We start from the raw sequence: 18,802 nt of genomic DNA, 5'->3' as shown, positions 1-18,802 counted from the left end.
AAGATCGAGAACACCCTGGCCTTCATGTTCGAGACGCGCATGCCCATCCGCACCACGCTATGGGCCGAGCAGACGCCGCTGATGCAGCTCGACTACGACGACTGCTGGACCGGCTTTCAGAAAGGCCGCACGGCGTGAGGGGGAAATCGATCATCGTGGCGGCGGGGCTTTCGGCTCTGCTGGCGCTGGCCGGATGCGCGCCGTCCGCCGAGAAGGCGACCGATCAGTCCGCCGAGGTCGCGGCCTGCGCCGCTCGGGGCGGAGAGATGCGTCCCGTGGGACGGCTGCAGAGCGTCCAGTGCGTCATTCGCTACGCCGATGCGGGGAAGCCCTGCACCGACGGCGCCCAGTGTCAGGGCGACTGCCTGGCGTCCGCTGACGCCCGCCCTGCGGTCGGCGCGGCCGCGAGCGGCTTCTGCGCCGCAGACAGCAATCGTTTCGGCTGTCGCACCGTGATCGAGCACAGTCAGGCCAAGCCGACGCTCTGCATCGACTGACGTCATGAAAAGGGCCCCGTCGCGATCACGACGGGGCCCTTGTTCTGTGCGAGGTCTGTTTAGGACTTCGGCGGGGTGTTCGAGGTGGTCATGCCGCCGTCCAGGTTGCCGGCCTCGGCCTTGATGGCGTCAGCCTTCTCGTCGGCCTTCTTCTGCACGGCGTCGGCCTGGGCGTTGAGGGCGTCGGCCTGTGCGTCGGTCGGGGCGACGTCGGCCTGGTTCTCAAGCTGCGTGGCGGTGACGTCGGCTTCCGCTTCCACGGCGTCGGCGCGAGCGTCCGCTTCCTTCTCGGCCGGGTTCTGGCAGGCGGCCAGGCCGGTCATGGCGGCGACGGAAACAGCGGCGAGAACGAGTTTGCGCATGGTTGTGCTCCAGATGGTTGAGCCTTGGAAACTCGCGGGCTCACAATCGGTTCACGCCTCTGTGATCACGTTTTTCAGCCTGCTTCGGCGAAGGCCACGCGCGCCGCGCCCAAAAGGGCGGCGTGTTCATGCAGGATCACCTTGGTGGGGATGGCGGCCATATAGTCCTGAAAACGTCCCTTGCGCTCGAACCGTCGGCGGAAGGGGCTGGCCTGGATGAAGGGCAGGATGCGCGGGACGATGCCGCCGGCGATATAGACCCCGCCGCGCGCGCCGGTGGTCAGGGCGATGTCTCCAGCCACGGCGCCCAGCATGGCGCAGAAGCGGGCCAGGGTGGCGCCGCAGGGACTGTTCGGATCGTCCAGCGCCTGGGTCGTGATCTGGGCGGGGTCGTCGATATGGCTCTCGCGGCCGTCGATCTCGGCCAGGGCGCGATGCAGGTTCAGCAGGCCCGGTCCGCAGATCAATCGTTCGATGGACACGCGGTCGTAGCGGCGGCGCAGGATGCGGAGCACCTCGTCCTCGACCTCGTCGCCGGGAGCGAAACAGGCGTGGCCGCCTTCGCTGGGCAGGGCCATCTCGCGCCCGCGGGCGTCGCGCGCCAGGGCGGACATGCCGAAGCCCGTGCCGGGACCCAGCACGGCGATGGCGGCGTGAGGATCGCCTTCGGTCGGCCCGCCCAGGGGCGCCAGCTGGTCAGCCGGCACGATCGGCGCGCCCCAGGCCAGGGCCTCGAAATCGTTAATCAGCCGGGCGGGATTGAGACCCAGCGACTGGAGCTCCTTCTCCGACAGACGCCAGGGCGAGTTGGTCAGGTCGATGGCGCCGTCCGTGACCGGCCCGGCCACGGCGATGACCCCGCCTGCGGGCTTGATCGCGCAGTCGTCGAGGTAGGCCTGCACCCCCTGGAGAAAGGTCGGATAGGTCTCGGCCGGGAAGCTGTCGAAATGCTCGAGCCGAGGATGGCCGTCGACCATGCGGGCCAGGGCGAAGCGGGCGTTGGTTCCGCCGACGTCGCCTACCAATAGGGTCGCGTCCCTCATGCTTTCTCCTTCGCGGGTTCTCCTGGTGGGTTCAGGCGTCCACGGCGCGATCGACCAGGTTCGGATCGGGCGGGCCGTCGTCATGGCCGTTGGCGCCGACGGGCGAGGCGAAGCAGACGCTGGCGCCTTCCTCCGCCGTCGACACCGTCTGACGGAAGGCGCCGAACAGTTCACGACCATAACCCCAGGACGAGCCTTCGGCATGGGCGCGCGAGCGCTTCGCCGCCGGGCGTGCGTCCAGATCCTCGATCCCCACCGTGGTCAGCACTCCCGCTTCGGGGTCCAGCCGGATCACGTCGCCGTCGCGCACGTAGGCCAGGGGGCCGCCGGCCAGGGCTTCGGGGCTGACATGGATGGCGGCGGGCGTCTTGCCGCTGGCGCCCGACATGCGGCCGTCGGTGACGAAGGCGACCTTGAAGCCCTTGTCCTGCAGCACAGACAGAGCCGGCGACAGGCTGTGCAGTTCCGGCATGCCGTTGGCCTTGGGTCCCTGGAAGCGCAGCACCAGCACCACGTCGCGGTTCAGCCTGCCGTCCTTGAAGGCCTGCAAGGCGTCTTCCTGGGTCTCGAACACGGCGGCGGGGGCCTCGACGATGCGGTTCTCGGGCTTGACCGCCGAGACCTTGATCACCGCCCGTCCCAGATCGCCCTGCACCAGCCGCAGGCCCCCCTCGCGGTCGAACGGGTCGGAGGCGGGGCGCAGGATGGTCAGGTCCAGACTCTCCTTCACCGTGTCGCGCCAGACCAGTTCGCCGTCTTCCAGCCGAGGCTCCTTGAAGTACGGCTCGAGCCCCTGACCCATGATGGTGGTCACGTCGGGATGCAGGTTCCCGGCCTCGACCAGTTCGCGGGTGACGAAGGCCACGCCGCCCGCCGCCTGGAAGGCGTTCACGTCGGCTGAACCGTTGGGATAGACCCGCGCCAGCAACGGCGTCACCGACGACAGCTGGTCCATGTCGGTCCAGTCGATCAGCACCCCCGCAGCCCGCGCCATGGCGACCAGATGGATGGCGTGGTTGGTCGAGCCGCCGGTCGCCAGCAGGGCGACGATCATGTTGACGATGGTCTTCTCCGACACGACGTCGGCCATGCGGCCGCGCCCCTCGCGCGCCAGTTCGATCGCCCGCTTGGTCGCCGCCGCCGTCAGGGCGTCGCGCAGCCCCGTGTCGGGATGCACGAAGGCGGTCGAGGGCATGTGCAGCCCGGCGACCTCCATCATCATCTGGTTGGAGTTGGCCGTGCCGTAGAAGGTGCAGGTGCCGGGCGAATGATAGGAGGCGATCTCGCTCTTCAGGAGTTCGGCGCGGTCGATCAGGCCTTGGGCGTATTCGGCGCGGACGCGAGCCTTCTCGGCGTTGGGAAGGCCCGAGGGCATCGGCCCGGCCGGGGCGAAGACCACCGGCAGATGGCCGAAGGCCAGGGCGCCCATGAACAGCCCCGGCACGATCTTGTCGCACACGCCCAGCATCAGGGCGGCGTCGAACGCATCGTGGGTCAGGGCCACCCCCGTCGACATGGCGATGACGTCGCGGCTGAACAGGCTCAGCTCCATGCCGGGCCGCCCTTGCGTGACGCCGTCGCACATGGCCGGGGTTCCGCCCGCCACCTGGGCCGTGGCGCCGACCTCGCGCGCGGCCTGACGGATAACCTCCGGAAAGCGCTCGAACGGCTGATGCGCCGACAGCATGTCGTTATAGGCGGTGACGACGCCGAGGTTGGGCTGGGCGCCGGTCATGGCCGTCAGCTTGTCGGCCACGGTCTGACCCGCAAAGGCGTGGGCCCAGTTGGCGCAGGACAGCTTGCCCCGCCCCGGCCCCGATCCCGTCGTCGCGTCCATGCGGCGCAGATAGTCGGCGCGGGTCTTGCGGCTGCGTTCGACGATGCGGGCGGTGACCTCAGCCACCACAGGATTGAGCGCCATCACTCGGCCTCCGTCCAGAACACTTCAAGGGGGGCGTTCGCCGCGATCAGGGCGGCGATGGGGTTTACGGCGGGATCGCTCGCCGCCTCGCGCTCGTATACCGCGCGCTTGCCGGCTCCGGTCAGGGCCAGCACCAGGCGCCGGGCTGAGACCAGCCAGGGCAGGTTGAGCGTCAGCCGCTCCTGCGGCGGCGCCGCGCCGTCACGCCCGGAGGGCACGCCGTAGACGGCGGGCTTCAGGCCCGGCGTCAGCAGGGTCGTCAGCGTCGGACTGCCGGGGAACATGGAGCAGATGTGTCCGTCCTCCCCCATGCCCAGTAGAACGGCGTCCAGCGGGCGGCCCTCGGCGGCCAGCGCCTGAGAGGCGATTGCGGCGGCGCGATCCACTGTCACGGCGGGGCTGTAGAGGGGCGTGAAGCGCGCCGCGGCGGCCCGGCCGGTCAACAGGTTGCGCTTCAGCAAGGCTGCATTCGAGTCAGGCGAGGTTTCGGGCACATAGCGCTCGTCAACCAGGGTCGCCGTAACCCCGGCCCAGTCGAGGTCGGCCTCAGACAACCGCGCGTAGATGGGCGAGGGCGTCGATCCGCCCGATCCGGCGAACAGGGCGCGTCCGCCTGCAGCCAGGGCGTCCGCCAACGCCTCGGCCAGCGCGTTCGCTGCAGCTTCGGCCCAGACGTCGCGGGTGGTAAAGGTCTGGCTCTTAATCATCGCGTGTTCCACTTCCGGCCCGTGCGCGACAGCAGCAGGTCGGCCGCCTCCGGCCCCCAGGTCCCGGCGTCATAGTCCAGCGGCCGGCACTCGCGGCAGGCCCAGGCGTCGGCCACCTCATCGATCCATTTCCAGGCCTGTTCCGCCTCGTCTCGGCGCACGAACAGGGTGGAGTCGCCGTGCAGGGCGTCCAACAGCAACCGTTCATAGGCGATGCGGCGGCGCGGCGGCGCGGCGTCCTTGCCGTCCTGCCCCCACGACAGACTCATCTGGATCGGTTGAAGCTGCATCCTCTGCTCCAGCCCCGGCTTCTTGTTCATGACCGACAGGGAGATGTCCTCATCGGGCTGAAGCTCGATGACCAGGCGGTTGTCATAGATGGCCCCGCGCTCGCCGTGGCCGAAGATGGAGTGGGGCACCGGCTTGAACTGGATGACGATCTCGGTGCGCTTCTCTGGAAGCCGCTTGCCGGTGCGCATGAAGAAGGGCACCCCCGCCCAGCGCCAGTTGTCGATATCGGCCCGGATGGCGACGAAGGTCTCCGTGTCCGACGGCTGGCCGCGCTCGGTCTCATAGCTGTCGACGGTGCGGCCCTCGACCGCGCCTTCCACATACTGGCCGCGCACGGTGACGCGTTCGGCGTCCTCGGCGGTGACGGGGCGCAGGGAGCGCAGCACCTTCACCTTTTCGTTGCGCACCGAATCCGGGTCCAGGTCGCTGGGCGGCTCCATCGCCACGAGGCACAGCAGCTGCAGCATATGGTTCTGCACCATGTCCCGCAGCGCGCCGTATTCGTCGTAATAGGGCCAGCGGTCGCCGACGCCGACCGTCTCACCGACCGTGATCTGCACATGGTCGATGGTCAGATTGTTCCACAGCGGTTCGAAGATGGCGTTGCCGAAGCGCAGGGCGATCAGGTTCTGCACCGTCTCCTTGCCCAGGTAGTGGTCGATGCGGAACACCTGCCGCTCATCGAAGGCGTGGGCCACGGCGTCGTCGATTTCGAGGAAGCTCTCCAGGTCTCGGCCGACCGGCTTCTCCAGCACGATGCGATCGTTTTTCTCGGCCAGGCCGGCCGCCTTCATGGCTGTGACGATGCGGCCGTAGAGAGAGGGCGACACCGCCAGGAAGGAGACGGTGTCCCCTTCGCCGGACCGGGCCTTCAACGCGCGCAGGCTCTCGGCGTCGGTGGCGTCCACCGCCAGGTAATCGAGCCGGGCGGCCAGGCGCGCCCAGCTGGCCTCGTCCCAGGCGTCGTCGGCCTCGGCGCGGGGCTGCACCGCCTGGCGCACCTTGGCGATGTAGTCCTCGGCCGTCTCCTGAGATCGGGCGGCGCCGATGATCTTGAGCCCCTGGGGCAGAAGGCCGTCATGATCCAGGAAGTAGAGCGACGGCAGAAGCATCCGCATGGCGAGGTCGCCGCCGCCGCCGAACAGGATCAAAGCCGCCATCTAGGGCCTCCCTCGCAGAAGATCGGCCCGCCAAGCGAGACCGTAGTCAGCCAGAGTGATTGGCTGGTTCCGCCCGCCGGGCCAAGACATCCAGCACGTCCTGAAACACCATGTGACGGGCGTGCAGAAGCACCAGCAGGTGATAGATCAAATCCGCCGCCTCACTGGCGAGTTCCGTATTATCTCCCGCCGCCCCGGCCAGGGCCGTTTCGACCCCCTCTTCGCCGACCTTCTGCGCGGCGCGTTTGGGGCCTTGCGCGATCAGGCGCGCGGTCCAGCTGTCGTTGGGATCGGCCTGGGCGCGGACATGGATGGTGCGCTCGAGCCGGCCGACGCGGCCGAGCCCCGGCGCGTCCTCCTCGCCGAAGCAGCTGATGCGGTTCAGGTGGCAGGCATTCCCGACCGGGCGCACCTTCACCACCACGGCGTCGCCGTCGCAGTCGGGCGTCACCGAGACGACGTTGAGGAAATCGCCCGACGTTTCGCCCTTGCGCCACCGCCCCCCGCGCGAGCGCGAGAAGAAGGTGGCCTGGCCGCTGTCCAGCGTCTCGCGCAGCGCCGCTTCGTCCATATAGGCCAGCGTCAGCACCTGCAGGGTGTCGGCGTCCTGCACCACGGCTGGGATCAGGCCGTTTCCTTTGGCGAAGTCGATGGATTGAAGGTCGAGCATCATTCTAATCCGCTCATCCCGGCGGACGCCGGGATCCAGTAAGAGCCACGCAACGCGGCGTTGGAGATCATGTGCTTGAAAGCCTGCAGGTCTGCGTTTGAGGCCAAAGCACTGGATCCCGGCGTCCGCCGGGATGAGCGGGAGGGGAGGGCCAGTTCATATCCTCACCTCCACGCCCTGCTGATCCAGATAACGTTTCAACTCCGGCACTGTGATCGCGCCTGAGTGAAACACGCTGGCCGCCAACGCGCCCGACACATCCGCCTCCACGAACACGTCGCGGAAATGCTCGACCGCGCCTGCCCCGCCCGAGGCGACCAGCGGAATGGTCAGCCGCCGCCGCGCTTCGGCCAACTGGTCCAGGTCATAGCCGCGCCGCACCCCGTCCTGATCGATGCAGTTCAGCACGATTTCGCCGGCGCCCAGCCCCTGCGCCTCGACGATCCACTCCATCGTCAGCCGCCCCGCGCCGCGCCGGGCGTCCGGATCGCCGGTGTATTTGTGCACCCGCCATTCGCCGTCCTGAAAGGCGCTGTCGACGCCGACGACGACGCACTGACGCCCCAGCCGCGCGGCCATCTCGCCGATCAGTTCGGGTCGCTCGAGGGCGGGCGAGTTGATCGACACCTTGTCCGCGCCGTGATCGAGGCAGCGCGCCGCCTGCTCCACCGTGCGGATGCCGCCCGCCACGCAGAAGGGAATATCCAGCAGCCGGGCGATGTCCTGCACCCAGCCGTAATCCAGCGTCCGCCCCTCGGGGCTGGCCGTGATGTCATAGAAGACAAGTTCGTCGGCCCCCTGATCGCGATAGCGCGCGGCCAGTTCAGCGGCGTCGCCCATGTCGACGTGCCCCTCGAACCGCACGCCCTTGACCACGCGACCGTCCTTGACGTCGAGGCAGGGGATGATGCGTCTCGCCGTCATGGGGCGATGGCTTTCAGCGCCTCGGCCACGGTGAAGCGGCCGGTATAGAGGGCGCGGCCGGTAATGGCACCGGCGCAGCCGATCGCCTTGGCGGCGGTCAGGTCGTCCAGATCCGCCACCCCGCCCGAGGCCTGGATCTCCAGCTCAGGCCGACGGCGGATGGCTTCGGAGAGCAGCTCTTGATTCAGGCCGGTCAGGGCGCCGTCGCGACCGACGTCCGTGATCAGGATATGGCGCAGCATCCCGACCGGATAGCGCTCCAGCACGCTCCACAGATCTACGCCCGACGACTGGGTCCAGCCCTTCAGGGCGGGCACGGGCAGGCCGTCCTCGTAGCGGACGTCCAGGGCCAAGGCGATGGCGTCGGGGCCGAACTGCTCCAGCCATTTCAGCACCTGATCCGTATCGGTGACGGCCAGCGAGCCGATGACGACGCGGCTGATCCCGGCCCCCAGCAGGTGCTCGATATCCTTTTCCGAGCGGACGCCGCCGCCCGACTGGACCTTGATGTCCACGGCCTGGGCCATGTCGCCGATCAGCGCATACTGACGCGCCTCGCCCGCCTGCGCCCCGTCCAGGTCGATGACGTGGATCCACTCGGCCCCCTCGGCGGTGAAGGCAGCCAGCCGGTTGGCGGGATGGGAATCATAGCGGGTCACGTGATTGAAATCGCCGTGCAGCAGGCGAACCGCATGGCCGTCGATCAGGTCAATGGCGGGGTAGATGATCATATTTCTGCTCTCTCTGCCGTCATTCTCCGGCAAGCCGCGAAGCGGCGCTGACCGGGGAACCCAGCGGCGCCCGTCAGGGCGAAAACACTACGCGCCAGCTTCGCGACGAAGATCGCCTTCGGCGCCGCTGGGTCCCCCGATCTCCGCTTCGCTTCGTCGGAGGATGACGAAAGAAAGGGGGTCACGCGGTCAGCTCCAGGAAGTTCTTCAGAATACGCGCGCCGAGCGCGGCTGAGCGTTCCGGGTGGAACTGGCAGCCCCAGCGGTTGGCGCTGTTGACCATCGCGGGCACGGCGACGCCGTAGTCGGCGGCGGCGAGGGTCGCCGGGCCGTCGGGACAGACGAAGCCGTGGACGAAATAGGCCCAGTCGCCGAACTGGACGCCGTCCAGCAGCGGGTCGTCGCGACGGATCGTCAGACGGCTCCACCCCATGTGTGGCGAGGGGCGCGAGGGGGCGGGCAAGATGGCCTCGACCCGGCCGGGGATCAGACCCAGCAGGTCGGCCCCGCCATCTTCCGCACTCGTCTCGAACAACAACTGCTGGCCCAGACACACGCCCAATAAGGGACGCGAAAACCGACGCAACGGCTCGATCAGGTCCAGCGTCTTTAGCCGCTGCATAGCGTAACCGGCGGCGCCGACGCCGGGCAGGATGATCCGCTCGGCCTCAGCCACATCGGCCGGGTCGTCGGTGATCCGCACCCGGGCGCCCAGCCGCTCCAGCGCGAACCGCACCGAAGCGACATTGCCCGAGCCGTAACCGATCAGAGTGACGTTCACAGCACCCCCTTGGTGCTGGGCACGGCGTCGCCTTCGACGCGGATGGCCTGACGCAGGGCGCGGCCCAGCGCCTTGAACACGGCCTCGGTCTTGTGGTGGTCGTCGTCACCGGTGACGCGGACGTGGACCGCCGCGCCCAGATTCTCGGCCAGCGACCGCACGACGTGCGCCGTCAGGTCGGTGCGGTAATCGCCCAGCATCGGCGTCGCGAACGTCCCCTCGAACACCGGATAGGGCCGCCCCGACAGGTCGATGGAGACCGACGCCTCGGCCTCGTCCATCGGCAGGACGAAGCCGTAGCGGCCGATGCCGCGCCGATCGCCCAGCGCCTGTTTCAACGCTTGGCCCAGAGCAATGGCGCAATCCTCGATCGTATGGTGCGGGTCGATGTGCAGGTCGCCTTCGCACGACAGGCGGATCGAGAAGCCGCCGTGCGCCGCCACCTGTTCGATCATGTGGTCGAAGAAGCCGACGCCGGTTTCAATCTTCACCGGCCCGGCGCTGTCCAGATCGACGGCGCAGACGATGCGCGTCTCCTTGGTGTCGCGGATGGCCTGACCGATGCGATTGCGGCGCGCGCCGGGGCTGGCGGCGCCCAGGGCGGTCAGCAGGCGGTCGTTGACTTCGGGCGTCAGCGAGACGGGCAGGCGTAGCCGCTCGCTCGCCGGATCGGCGCTTAAGCCATAGCGGCGCAGGGCCTCGACCGCGCCTGCCGGATCAGAGGGCTTGGCGATGATCACCGGCCCCACCCCGGCCTCCAGCGCCATGATGCGCGACAGGGCCTCGGCGACGCGGGCGCGCTCGCGGCGCACGCCGCTGATGCGTTCGGCCGTCTCCATCATCCGCGACGGGTCCAGCGCCTGCATCGCCAGCCGCACCGAGGCTTCGGGCAGGGCGTAGGGCTCCAACACTGCGGCCAGCCGCGCCAGCGTTTCCTCTTGCGCGACCGCCGCCCCGACCCGCGCCCCGGCCAGCCCATAGGCCAGCGACAGGCTGCGCAAGACGATCAGATTGGCGTGATCCTTCACCACGGCAGCGGCCGAGGGGGCGTCGGCGAACTCGACCAGCCCCTCGTCCACGACCAGCAGGGCGGGGGCGACGCGCGCGGCCATCTCGGCCACGGCCTCGGGCGAGCCGAGGGCGCGGATGATCACGGCGGCGGTGTCGGCGCCGTCGGCCGGGCGGGCGTAAAGGGCGGCCAGTTGCGTATAGGGCTCGGCGTCGGGCGCCTGCACCTTCTGCCGGTCGCGCGCGGCCAGGCGCCAGACCAGTTCCAGCCCGTGCGTCAGTCCACGCGTCGGCAGCACCTGATCGGCGCCGACGCCGTAAAGGGCGGCCATGCGGGCGGCCAGAGCGGCAGGCTCGACCGGATAGCACTCCAGGCCGTCGCCACCCGACACCAGCGGCGGATAGGGGGCGGGAAGCGTCATGACCTTTCTCCCGCGCCACACTGTCCTTCTCCCCTTGTGGGAGAAGGTGGCCTGCGGAGCAGGTCGGATGAGGGGTGCGTATCCACAGGCAAGAGGGCTGAGGGCGAAGCCAGCACGCCCCTCATCCGAGCGCCTCCGGCGCCCACCTTCTCCCACAAGGGAAGAAGGAAGAGATCGTTGGTCATCCCGCGCTCCTCAGATCGGCGGCTCTGGCGTGGGCCTCCAGCCCCTCCAGCCGAGCCAGTGCGGCGGCGACGGGGGCCAGTGCGGCGGCGCCCTGTTCGCTGACGGTCTGCACCGACATGGTGGTCATGAAGCTGGCGGTGGTCACGCCGCCCAGCGTCCGCGCCGCGCCGTCGGTCGGCAGGACGTGACTCGGCCCGGCGGCGTAGTCGCCCAGCGTTTCCGCCGCCCAGCGCCCGACGAAGACCGCGCCCGCCGCGCTGATCCGCTCGACCAGCTTCTCGGCTTCTTCTGTCTGGATCGACAGGTGTTCTGGGCCATAGAGGTTCGCCACTTCGCACGCCTCGACCATGTCGCACACGCGGATGGCGCGGGCCTCGGCCAAAGACGCGCGCGCGATGGCGGCGCGGGGCAGGCTTTCGACCTGACGCTCGACCTCGGCGATGATCTCGCTCAGGGCCGTGCCGCTGTTGGACACGAGGATAACCTGGGCGTCCGCGTCATGCTCGGCCTGACTGAGCAGGTCGGCGGCGGCGATCTCGAAATCGGCGTCGCGGTCGGCGATGACCAGCAGCTCGGACGGCCCCGCAGGCAGGTCGCAGGCCGGGCCGCCGGGCAGGGACGAGGCGTAGCGCTTGGCCTCGGCCACATAGGCGTTGCCGGGTCCGAACAGCTTGTCGACGGGCGCGATGACGCCGTCTTCCAGCTCGACGCCGAAGGTCAGGGCGGCGATGGCCTGCGCCCCGCCCAGCAGCCACAGTTCGTCCAGCCCCGCCTCGGCGGCGGCGGCGATCATGGCCGGGTGGACCGAGCCGTCCTTCGACGGCGGCGTCACGGCGACGCGCCGCCCGACCCCGGCCACGCCCGCCGGTATGGCCAGCATCAGCAGCGACGAGAACAGCGGCGCCGTCCCGCCCGGCGCATAAAGCCCGGCCGAGCCGATGGGCCTCCAGACCAGTTTCGACTTCACGCCCGGCGTCGTCTCGATGAAGGGCGTGTCCTCGGGCCGGGTCGCCTGATGGAAGACGCGCACATTGTCGGCGGCGACGCGCAGGGCGCGGGCGGCGGCGGGGGGCAGGTCGCGGCGGGCCTTCGCGGCGGCCGCCTCGGTGATCTCGATGCGGCGCGGCGCGGCGCCGTCCAGACGCGTCGCCCAGTCGGTCACGGCCTCGCCGCCCCGCGCCTGCACGTCGTCGAAGATTTCGCGCACCACGCTGGTGACGAAGCCCTCGGTGCGGCGCTGCGGGCGGGCCAGGGCGGCTTTGCGTCCGGCGGCGTCGAGTTGGTTCCAGTCGATACGCTTCATCACATCATCTTCTCGATGGGCAGGACCAGTATGGCCGACGCCCCTTCGGCCTTCAGTTTCTCCAGCGTCTCCCAGAAGACCGCCTCCTGACACACGGCGTGGACGGCCACGGCGTCGTCGCGGCCCGACAGGGGCATGACGGTGGGCGAGCCTGCGCCGGGCAGAAGAGCCGTGATCCGGTCCAACGCCGTGCGCGGCGCGTTCAACATCACGTATTTGGCCCCTTGCGAGGACACCACGCCCGCCATCCGCTCGACGATGGAGTCCAGCAGGTGTTGAAGCCCGGCCTCGGGCGGCGTCGGCGCCTTGATCAGCACCGCCTGACTGTCCAGCACCGTCTCGCGCGCGCTCAGGCCGTTGGCCTCCAGCGTCGCTCCGGTCGAGACCAGATCGCAGATGGCGGCGGCCAGCTTCAGGCGGGGGGCCACCTCGACCGCGCCGCGCATGGTGACGATGTCCGCGTCGACGCCCGCCTCATCCAGAAAGCGACGCAGGATCTTGGGGTAGGAGGTCGCGATCCTTAAGCCCTGCAACGACGACGGCCCGGCATAGTCCAGCCCCGGCGGCGTCGCGATCTTCAGCGTGCAGCGCCCGAAGCCCAGCGGCATGACGACCTCTGCGTTCGGCCCGCCGTTCTTCACCTCTTCCAGCACATTCTCGCCGACGATGCCCAGATCACAGACCCCGTCCGCCACGAAGGTCGGAATGTCGTCGTCGCGCACCCGCAACAGGTCGATCGGATAGTTCTCGATCCGGTACAGCAGGTCGTTGTTGCCCTTGACCACGCGCAGGCCCGCATCGCGGACCAGATCGAGGCTGCGTTCGGCCAGACGGCCGGATTTCTGGACGGCGATGCGCAGCCGCCCCTGAACCGTGCTCATGATGTCAACTCAGGCTTTCAGTCTGTCCAGCACCAGCCGATAGCCCTGGTGCGGCATGTCCTTCAGGGAGCGCGCGACACGCACGACGGTGGTCGGGCTGGCCGGGGCCTGGGCGGCGATCTCACGATAGGTCCTGTCCCCGGCGTCCAGCATCCGCGCCACCTGCCACCGCTCGGTCATGGCGCGCAGCTCGGCCGGGGTGCACAGATCGGCCAGAAACGCGTCTGCCTCCTCCCGCGTTTTCAGCGAGAGCAGGGCGTCCAGCAGGGCAGTCCTGGCGGCGTCGGTGCTCATGGTGTGTTCCATTATGCTGTAACAATGGAACGGTCAAGGGCCCTTCGTCATGTCTGGCTCGGCGCGGCAATGTGGGCGGAGAAGCTTGGCGGTGGCCATGCAGGGCGGGCGTCCCGGGAGGCGATGGGCTATGGATGCGGGATTCTCGGGATAGCGGGGTGGATCATGCTGGGTGTTCGGTTCGGCCCTACGGGCATGTTGTTCGATGATCGCCGGCCCGCTGCTGTCGTGCTGGGCTTCATCGACGCTGTGTTGCGCGGCGTCGGCCAGGTCATGCTCCAGAACAGCACCTATGCGGGCCTGCTGTTTCTGGCCGGCGTCTTCTACAATTCCACGCTGTTCGGCGCCGGTGTCCTGGTCGGGGCGACGACGAGCACGGCGATCGCCTGGATTTTCGGGGCTGACCCCGCGCGGCTGCGCGCTGGCCTGTTTGGCTTTAATTGAGCCCTGGTCGCTGTCGGCCTGCTTTACTTTTTGCAGCCTGGGGCGCTGACATGGGTCTGCGTGGTTTTCGCGGCCGCCTGTTCCAGCGTCCTGATGGCGGCCATGCTCAATCTGTTCAGCCAGTGGAAGATGCCGGTGCTGACAGCGCCCTTTGTCTTCACCACCCTGTGCGTCTTTCTGGCGACGGCGCGTTTCGGACGATTGCAGTCCACGGACATGTTGCCGACGGCTGGCTTGCCGCACGCGGTGACGGTTGAAGGCGTGGTGAATGGATCGACGTTGATCGAGGGCCTCTTGAGCGGCGTCGCCCAGGTCTTCTTTCAGGCCAGTCCGGTCACCGGCGGTCTGTTTGTCGTCGGCCTGTTGATCAGTTCGCGCCCCGCGGCTGCGGCGGCGCTGGGCGGTTCGCTGATCGGCCTGCTGGCGGCCTGGGGGATGGGGGCGGCCGAGCCGGCCATTCGTTCGGGCGCCTTTGGCTTCAATAGCGTTCTGACGGCTATCGCCTTGGCGAGCGTCTTCCTCCGTCCCGGCGTTTTCTCCCTGGTCTATGCCGGCCTGGCGACCATAGCCGCAGCGGTGGTCTTCGCTGCCGTGTCTGCGGCCCTGGAACCCATCGGCATGCCGGCCATGACGCTGCCGTTCGTTCTGGTCGTCTGGGTTTTCGTGATGGCGGCGTCCCTGTTTCCTCGCGTCGGCGTGGTGGAGACAGGCTGACGCGAACAACTCCCGGCCCTTGGCTGCCCTCGCCGTCTGCCGGCGATCGGGAAAAGGCGCATCTCGCCACTCGCCACTCGCCACTCGCCGCCCTATCTGTCCGCCATGAGCAAGGTTCTGATCATCGGCGCGGGACACGCGGGGGGCTCGGCGGCGGCGCTGCTGAGGCAGTATGGGTTCGAGGGCGAGATCGTCCTAGCGGGGCAGGAGAGCGCGCCGCCCTATCAGCGGCCGCCCCTGTCCAAGGCCTGGCTGAAGGGGGAGGCGGGTCTGGAGGACCTGCTGCTGCGCCCCGAGAGCTTCTACGCCGAGCAAAACATCGCCCTGCGCACCGGCGTCACGGCGACCGCCATCGACGCAGGCGTGAAAACCGTGACCTTCGCCGACGGCGCGGTCGAGACCTATGACGTGCTGATCCTGGCAACCGGCTCGACGGCGCGCAAGCTGGCCATCCCCGGCGCGGATCGGCCCGACCTGCTGGAGCTTCGCACCCTGGAGGACGCCGAGCGGCTGAAGGCGGTTCTCGCCCCCGGCAAGCGGTTGGCGGTGGTCGGCGGCGGCTATGTGGGTCTGGAGGCGGCGGCCTCGGCCCGTGCGCTGGGCGCCGAGGCGGTGGTGATCGAGCGCATGGACCGGGTGCTGGCCCGCGTGGCGTCGCAGCCCCTGTCGACCTTCTTTACCGAACTGCACAAAAAGCACGGCGTCGAGATCCTGACCGGCGTCGAGGTCGCTGGGTTCGAGGATGCGGGCGTGCGTCTGGCGGACGGCGAACTGATCGCGGCGGACGCGGTTCTGGTCGGCGTCGGCGCCTTCGCCTGCGAGGCTCTGGCGCGAACGGCGGGGTTGGCCTGCGACAATGGCGTGGTCGTCGATGCGGTGGCCCGCACCAATGACCCGAACATCTACGCGATCGGCGATGTGACGCGGCGGCCCATCCCGATCCACGGCGGCGTCATGCATCGGCTGGAGAGCGTGCCCAACGCCCTGGAGCAGGCCAAGCAGGCGGCCTCAGCCATCGTCGGCCGCGCAGCCCCGGCGCCGGAAGTGCCGTGGTTCTGGTCCGACCAGTACGACGTCAAGCTGCAGATCGCGGGCGTGCCCTTCGACGCCGACCGCCAGTTGGTGCGCGGCGATCCGGCCGGCGGCGCCTTCTCCGTCTTCCACCTCAGCGGCGAACGCATCGTCTGCGTCGAGGCGGTGAACGCCCCGGCCGACTTCATGGGCGGGCGACTGCTGATCGGGAAGGGGACGCCGGTCGACGACGCCCTGCTGGGCGATCCCTCGACGTCGATCAAGGCGGTGGCCAAGGGGTAGGTGTGACTTCTGTGTGACACCTGACCCGCAAGTGCGATTTAGTCGCAGGAGTCAGATTGTCGCACCTTGAAATGGTGCTAATGCGAGCCGGTCTCAATCACTGACCGGTTCCTCCCCATGTCCGACACTCGCTCCGCCGCCCTCAAGGCGCTCCTGTTTGCGTCCAGCGCCGCCGGGATGCTGTGCGCGGCGCCGGCGATGGCTGCGGTCGCCGACGAGGCCGCGCCCGCCGACGGCGTGGTCAGTCAGGACGCCACCAATCTGGGCACGGTGGACGTGAACGGCCATCGCGTGAAGCGCGAGCCGAAGGACCCGCAGTTCGTCACGCCTCTGGTCGATACGCCGCGTACCGTGACGGTGATCCCGCAACAGATCATCGAACAGACCGCCGCCACCTCCTTGCAGGATATTCTGCGCACCTCGCCGGGCATCACCTTCGGCGCGGGCGAGGGCGGTCAGCCCTTGGCGGACCGGCCCTTCATCCGGGGACAGGCTTCGGGCAACAACATCTTCGTCGACGGCATCCGCGACACGGGCGGCCAGCAGCGCGAGGTTTTCAACCTGGAGCAGGTCGAGGTCATCAAGGGCGCCGATTCCGTCTATTCGGGCCGGGGTTCGGGCGGCGGCAGCATCAATCTGGGCTCCAAGTCGCCGCGTTTGACCAACTTCGTCCATGGCTCGGCCGGCGTCGGCACGGACGATTATCTGCGCGGCACGGTGGACGCCAACTGGCAGGTCGGTCCGACCGCCGCCATGCGTCTGAACGTCATGGCCTCGCAGGGCGACGTGCCGGGCCGCAACGGGGCCGATTTCGACAAGTGGGGCGTCGGCGCCTCGATCGCCGCGGGCCTGGGCACGCCGACGACAGTCACCGCCAGCTACTACCACCTCGACAGCAATCAGACGCCTGACTACGGCATCCCGCTCTACACCAAGCTGGGCGGTGCGGCGGCGCCGCGCCCGGACGCCTCGGGCGTGCTGGACGTGCCCTACGACAGCTTCTACGGCCTGAAGGCGCGCGACTATCTGAACAATACGGTCGACAGCCTGACGCTGGAGGTCGAGCACCGCTTCAACGACAACCTGGCCCTGCGCAATGTCACCCGCTACTCGCAGACGCTGAACGACTATGTCGTCACCAACCCCGGCGACGGCGGCGCGGCCGAGCAGATCAACGGCGTCTGGTGGATGAAGCGGGGTCTGAAGTCGCGCTGGAACCCGGCCGAGACCCTGGCCAACGTCACCGACCTGCACGGCTCCTTCCTGACCGGCGCGATCAAGCATGACTTCGACGTCGGCCTGGAGCTGTCGCGCGAGAAGAACCGTAACGCCTCCTATAATGTCACCACCCTGACCGGCACGGCCTGCCCGGCGCCGCTGACGGGACTGGACTGCACCCAGGTCTATGCGCCGAACCCGAACGACCCGTGGACGGGTACGATCACGCGCGGGCCGGAGACCTATTCGGACACAGATGCCCTGGGGCTTTACGCCTTTGATTCCGTCAGCCTGGGCGAGCGGTGGAAGCTGAACCTGGGCCTGCGCTACGACCGCTATGACGTCGAGGGCACGGAACTGCCGCGCGGCGCCACGGCGCCCATCATGCGCGAGGCGGACTGGGACTTCGTCAACTATCAGCTGGGTGTGGTCTACAAGCCGACGGCGAACAGCAGCGTCTACGCTTCCTTCTCGACCGCTTCGACGCCGCCCACGATCTCGGCGGGCGATCAGAACGGCGTCGGCGGCGTGGGCAGCGGCAACCTGGCCAGCACCGTGCTGGATCCGGAGCAGACCGAGAGCTTCGAAATCGGCGCCAAGGCCAATCTGTTCGATGACCGGCTGGCGCTCAGCGGCGCCCTGTTCCACCTGACGCGCAAGGACGCCGCCATCGAAGTGGCGCCGGGCCTGTTCGAACAGGCGGGCGAGACCAGGGTCCAGGGCGTGGAGTTGGGCGTGTCGGGCAACATCACCGACAAGTGGCAGGTCTTCGGCGGCTACACCTGGATGGACTCCGAACTGGTGCGCGGCGCCTACAGCAGCGTCAACCTGGGCGACCCGCTGGCCAATACGCCCGAGCACAGCGCCAGCCTGTTCACCACCTATCGCGTCCTGCCCAAGCTGAGCCTGGGCGGCGGCGTCTATTACGTCTCCAAGTCCTGGGGCGGCAACCAGGGCGGGGCCGGCGGCGGCGGCAACCGCGTCTATGCGCCGGAATACACCCGCGTCGACCTGTTCGCCTCCTACGACATCAACGACCGCGCCTCGCTGCAGCTGAACGTCCAGAACGCCGGGGATGAGGAGTACATCATCCGCACCAACGGGGTGCATCACGCCGATGTCGCCCCGGCGCGCCAGGCGATCCTGACGCTGAACGTCCGCTACTAAGAGGTCGCGTTTCGCGCCATCATGTCGGCCCCGTCGTTCGTTCGAGCGGCGGGGCCGATGCGTTTCCAGACGGTGAGAGAGCCATGCTGCTGCACATCCCCGAAGTCTTCACCAAGGCCGAGGTGAAGGCCCTGCGCCAGACCTTGGACGCCGGCCCCTGGGCCGACGGCAACATGACCTCGGGCCATCAGTCGGCGAGCGCCAAGCGCAATCAGCAACTGCCCGAGGACAGCGCCCAGGCGCGCGAGGTGTCGGCCCTGGTGGTGCAGGCGCTGAACGCCAATCCGATGTTCGTCTCGGCCGCCTTGCCGCACACGATCTTTCCGCCCCTGTTCAACCGCTATGAGGGCGGCGGCGAGTTCGGCACCCACGTCGACAACGCCATCCGCCAGCGCGACGGCCATCGCATCCGCAGCGACCTGTCGGCCACCCTCTTCCTGTCCGAACCCGAGGACTATGACGGCGGCGAGCTGATCATCGAGGAGATGTACGGCGCCCAGTCGATCAAGCTGCCGGCGGGCGATCTGGTCCTCTATCCGTCCAAGAGCCTGCACCGGGTGACGCCGGTCACCCGCGGCGCGCGCGTCTCCAGCTTCATGTGGCTGCAGAGCCTGATCCGCGACGACGCCGACCGCGAGAACCTGTTCCGCCTCGATGTGGCGATCCAGCGCGTCAATCTGGACAAGGGGCCGAAGGATGTGGCCGTGATCGAGCTGACCGGGGTCTATCACAACCTGCTGCGGCGCTGGTCCGAGGTGTGAAGG

General features: G+C 68.7%; 18 protein-coding genes and 1 pseudogene. 6 read left to right on the top strand and 13 right to left on the bottom strand.

Annotated elements, in window-relative coordinates; translation table 11 throughout:
• The first annotated feature begins 3 nt into the window (after window positions 1–3).
• Both ACWIDZ_RS05825 and ACWIDZ_RS05820 read left to right on the top strand, forming a co-directional pair.
• Window positions 4–138 carry a homogentisate 1,2-dioxygenase domain-containing protein gene (locus ACWIDZ_RS05825; RefSeq protein WP_453988731.1) on the top strand — a complete coding sequence of 45 codons (135 nt, stop codon included), beginning with the start codon at window positions 4–6 and terminating at the stop codon, window positions 136–138.
• Window positions 135–497, top strand: a complete 363-nt coding sequence (locus tag ACWIDZ_RS05820) for a hypothetical protein (RefSeq protein ID WP_453989144.1) — start codon at window positions 135–137, stop codon at window positions 495–497. The genes ACWIDZ_RS05825 and ACWIDZ_RS05820 overlap by 4 nt, the downstream gene beginning before the upstream one ends.
• A gap of 59 nt (window positions 498–556) precedes the next feature.
• Here the strand turns inward: ACWIDZ_RS05820 and ACWIDZ_RS05815 are convergent, their stop codons facing one another.
• The 13 genes from ACWIDZ_RS05815 to ACWIDZ_RS05755 form a co-directional block, all read right to left on the bottom strand.
• Window positions 557–859 carry a hypothetical protein gene (locus ACWIDZ_RS05815; protein WP_338577891.1) on the bottom strand — a complete coding sequence of 101 codons (303 nt, stop codon included), beginning with the start codon at window positions 857–859 and terminating at the stop codon, window positions 557–559.
• A gap of 74 nt (window positions 860–933) precedes the next feature.
• A complete protein-coding gene (gene glk, locus ACWIDZ_RS05810) occupies window positions 934–1,902 on the bottom strand; it encodes a glucokinase (RefSeq protein ID WP_453989143.1) in 969 nt (322 codons plus the stop codon).
• A 31-nt stretch (window positions 1,903–1,933) separates the two neighbouring features.
• Window positions 1,934–3,823: a phosphogluconate dehydratase gene (gene edd / locus ACWIDZ_RS05805; protein ID WP_453989142.1), complete on the bottom strand. Its 1,890-nt coding sequence runs from the start codon at window positions 3,821–3,823 to the stop codon at window positions 1,934–1,936.
• Window positions 3,823–4,530, bottom strand: a complete 708-nt coding sequence (gene pgl / locus ACWIDZ_RS05800) for a 6-phosphogluconolactonase (protein ID WP_453989141.1) — start codon at window positions 4,528–4,530, stop codon at window positions 3,823–3,825. The genes edd and pgl overlap by 1 nt, the downstream gene beginning before the upstream one ends.
• Window positions 4,527–5,981: a glucose-6-phosphate dehydrogenase gene (zwf, locus tag ACWIDZ_RS05795; protein ID WP_453989140.1), complete on the bottom strand. Its 1,455-nt coding sequence runs from the start codon at window positions 5,979–5,981 to the stop codon at window positions 4,527–4,529. The genes pgl and zwf overlap by 4 nt, the downstream gene beginning before the upstream one ends.
• 46 nt (window positions 5,982–6,027) lie before the next feature.
• The gene (gene hisIE / locus ACWIDZ_RS05790; protein ID WP_452112144.1) at window positions 6,028–6,651 is read right to left on the bottom strand and encodes a bifunctional phosphoribosyl-AMP cyclohydrolase/phosphoribosyl-ATP diphosphatase HisIE; all 624 of its coding nucleotides are present in this window, start codon (window positions 6,649–6,651) and stop codon (window positions 6,028–6,030) included.
• A 156-nt stretch (window positions 6,652–6,807) separates the two neighbouring features.
• Entirely contained in the window at window positions 6,808–7,575 is a 768-nt protein-coding gene (hisF, locus tag ACWIDZ_RS05785) for an imidazole glycerol phosphate synthase subunit HisF (RefSeq protein WP_453989139.1), read from the bottom strand.
• Entirely contained in the window at window positions 7,572–8,306 is a 735-nt protein-coding gene (hisA, locus tag ACWIDZ_RS05780; protein WP_453989137.1) for a 1-(5-phosphoribosyl)-5-[(5-phosphoribosylamino)methylideneamino]imidazole-4-carboxamide isomerase, read from the bottom strand. The genes hisF and hisA overlap by 4 nt, the downstream gene beginning before the upstream one ends.
• 181 nt (window positions 8,307–8,487) lie before the next feature.
• A complete protein-coding gene (gene hisH / locus ACWIDZ_RS05775; RefSeq protein ID WP_453989136.1) occupies window positions 8,488–9,087 on the bottom strand; it encodes an imidazole glycerol phosphate synthase subunit HisH in 600 nt (199 codons plus the stop codon).
• Window positions 9,084–10,517 carry an imidazoleglycerol-phosphate dehydratase HisB gene (hisB, locus tag ACWIDZ_RS05770; RefSeq protein ID WP_453989135.1) on the bottom strand — a complete coding sequence of 478 codons (1,434 nt, stop codon included), beginning with the start codon at window positions 10,515–10,517 and terminating at the stop codon, window positions 9,084–9,086. Before hisB ends, hisH begins: the two co-directional genes overlap by 4 nt.
• A 181-nt stretch (window positions 10,518–10,698) precedes the next feature.
• Entirely contained in the window at window positions 10,699–12,006 is a 1,308-nt protein-coding gene (hisD, locus tag ACWIDZ_RS05765) for a histidinol dehydrogenase (RefSeq protein WP_453989134.1), read from the bottom strand.
• On the bottom strand, window positions 12,006–12,887 hold the full coding sequence (gene hisG / locus ACWIDZ_RS05760) for an ATP phosphoribosyltransferase (protein ID WP_453989133.1): 882 nt from the start codon (window positions 12,885–12,887) through the stop codon (window positions 12,006–12,008). The genes hisD and hisG overlap by 1 nt, the downstream gene beginning before the upstream one ends.
• Window positions 12,888–12,896: 9 nt before the next feature.
• Entirely contained in the window at window positions 12,897–13,181 is a 285-nt protein-coding gene (locus tag ACWIDZ_RS05755) for a YerC/YecD family TrpR-related protein (protein WP_453989132.1), read from the bottom strand.
• A 24-nt stretch (window positions 13,182–13,205) separates the two neighbouring features.
• Here ACWIDZ_RS05755 and ACWIDZ_RS05750 point away from each other — a divergent pair.
• The 4 genes and pseudogenes from ACWIDZ_RS05750 (at window position 13,206) to ACWIDZ_RS05735 (ending at window position 18,799) form a co-directional block, all read left to right on the top strand.
• Window positions 13,206–14,339: pseudogene (locus ACWIDZ_RS05750) on the top strand (urea transporter).
• A gap of 105 nt (window positions 14,340–14,444) precedes the next feature.
• Window positions 14,445–15,653 (top strand): NAD(P)/FAD-dependent oxidoreductase, encoded by a 1,209-nt coding sequence (locus ACWIDZ_RS05745; protein ID WP_453989131.1) that lies wholly within the window; start codon window positions 14,445–14,447, stop codon window positions 15,651–15,653.
• Between the two features lie 117 nt (window positions 15,654–15,770).
• Window positions 15,771–18,038: a TonB-dependent receptor gene (locus ACWIDZ_RS05740; protein ID WP_453989130.1), complete on the top strand. Its 2,268-nt coding sequence runs from the start codon at window positions 15,771–15,773 to the stop codon at window positions 18,036–18,038.
• 83 nt (window positions 18,039–18,121) lie between these two features.
• Complete coding sequence (locus ACWIDZ_RS05735) at window positions 18,122–18,799, top strand: Fe2+-dependent dioxygenase (protein ID WP_453989129.1); 678 nt, start codon at window positions 18,122–18,124, stop codon at window positions 18,797–18,799.
• Window positions 18,800–18,802: the final 3 nt, after the last annotated feature.

The sequence above is a fragment of the Brevundimonas sp. NPDC055311 genome, assembly GCF_053645695.1.
Note: the sequence above shows the minus strand (reverse complement) of the source record. Positions and strands in the feature narration are given on the sequence as shown.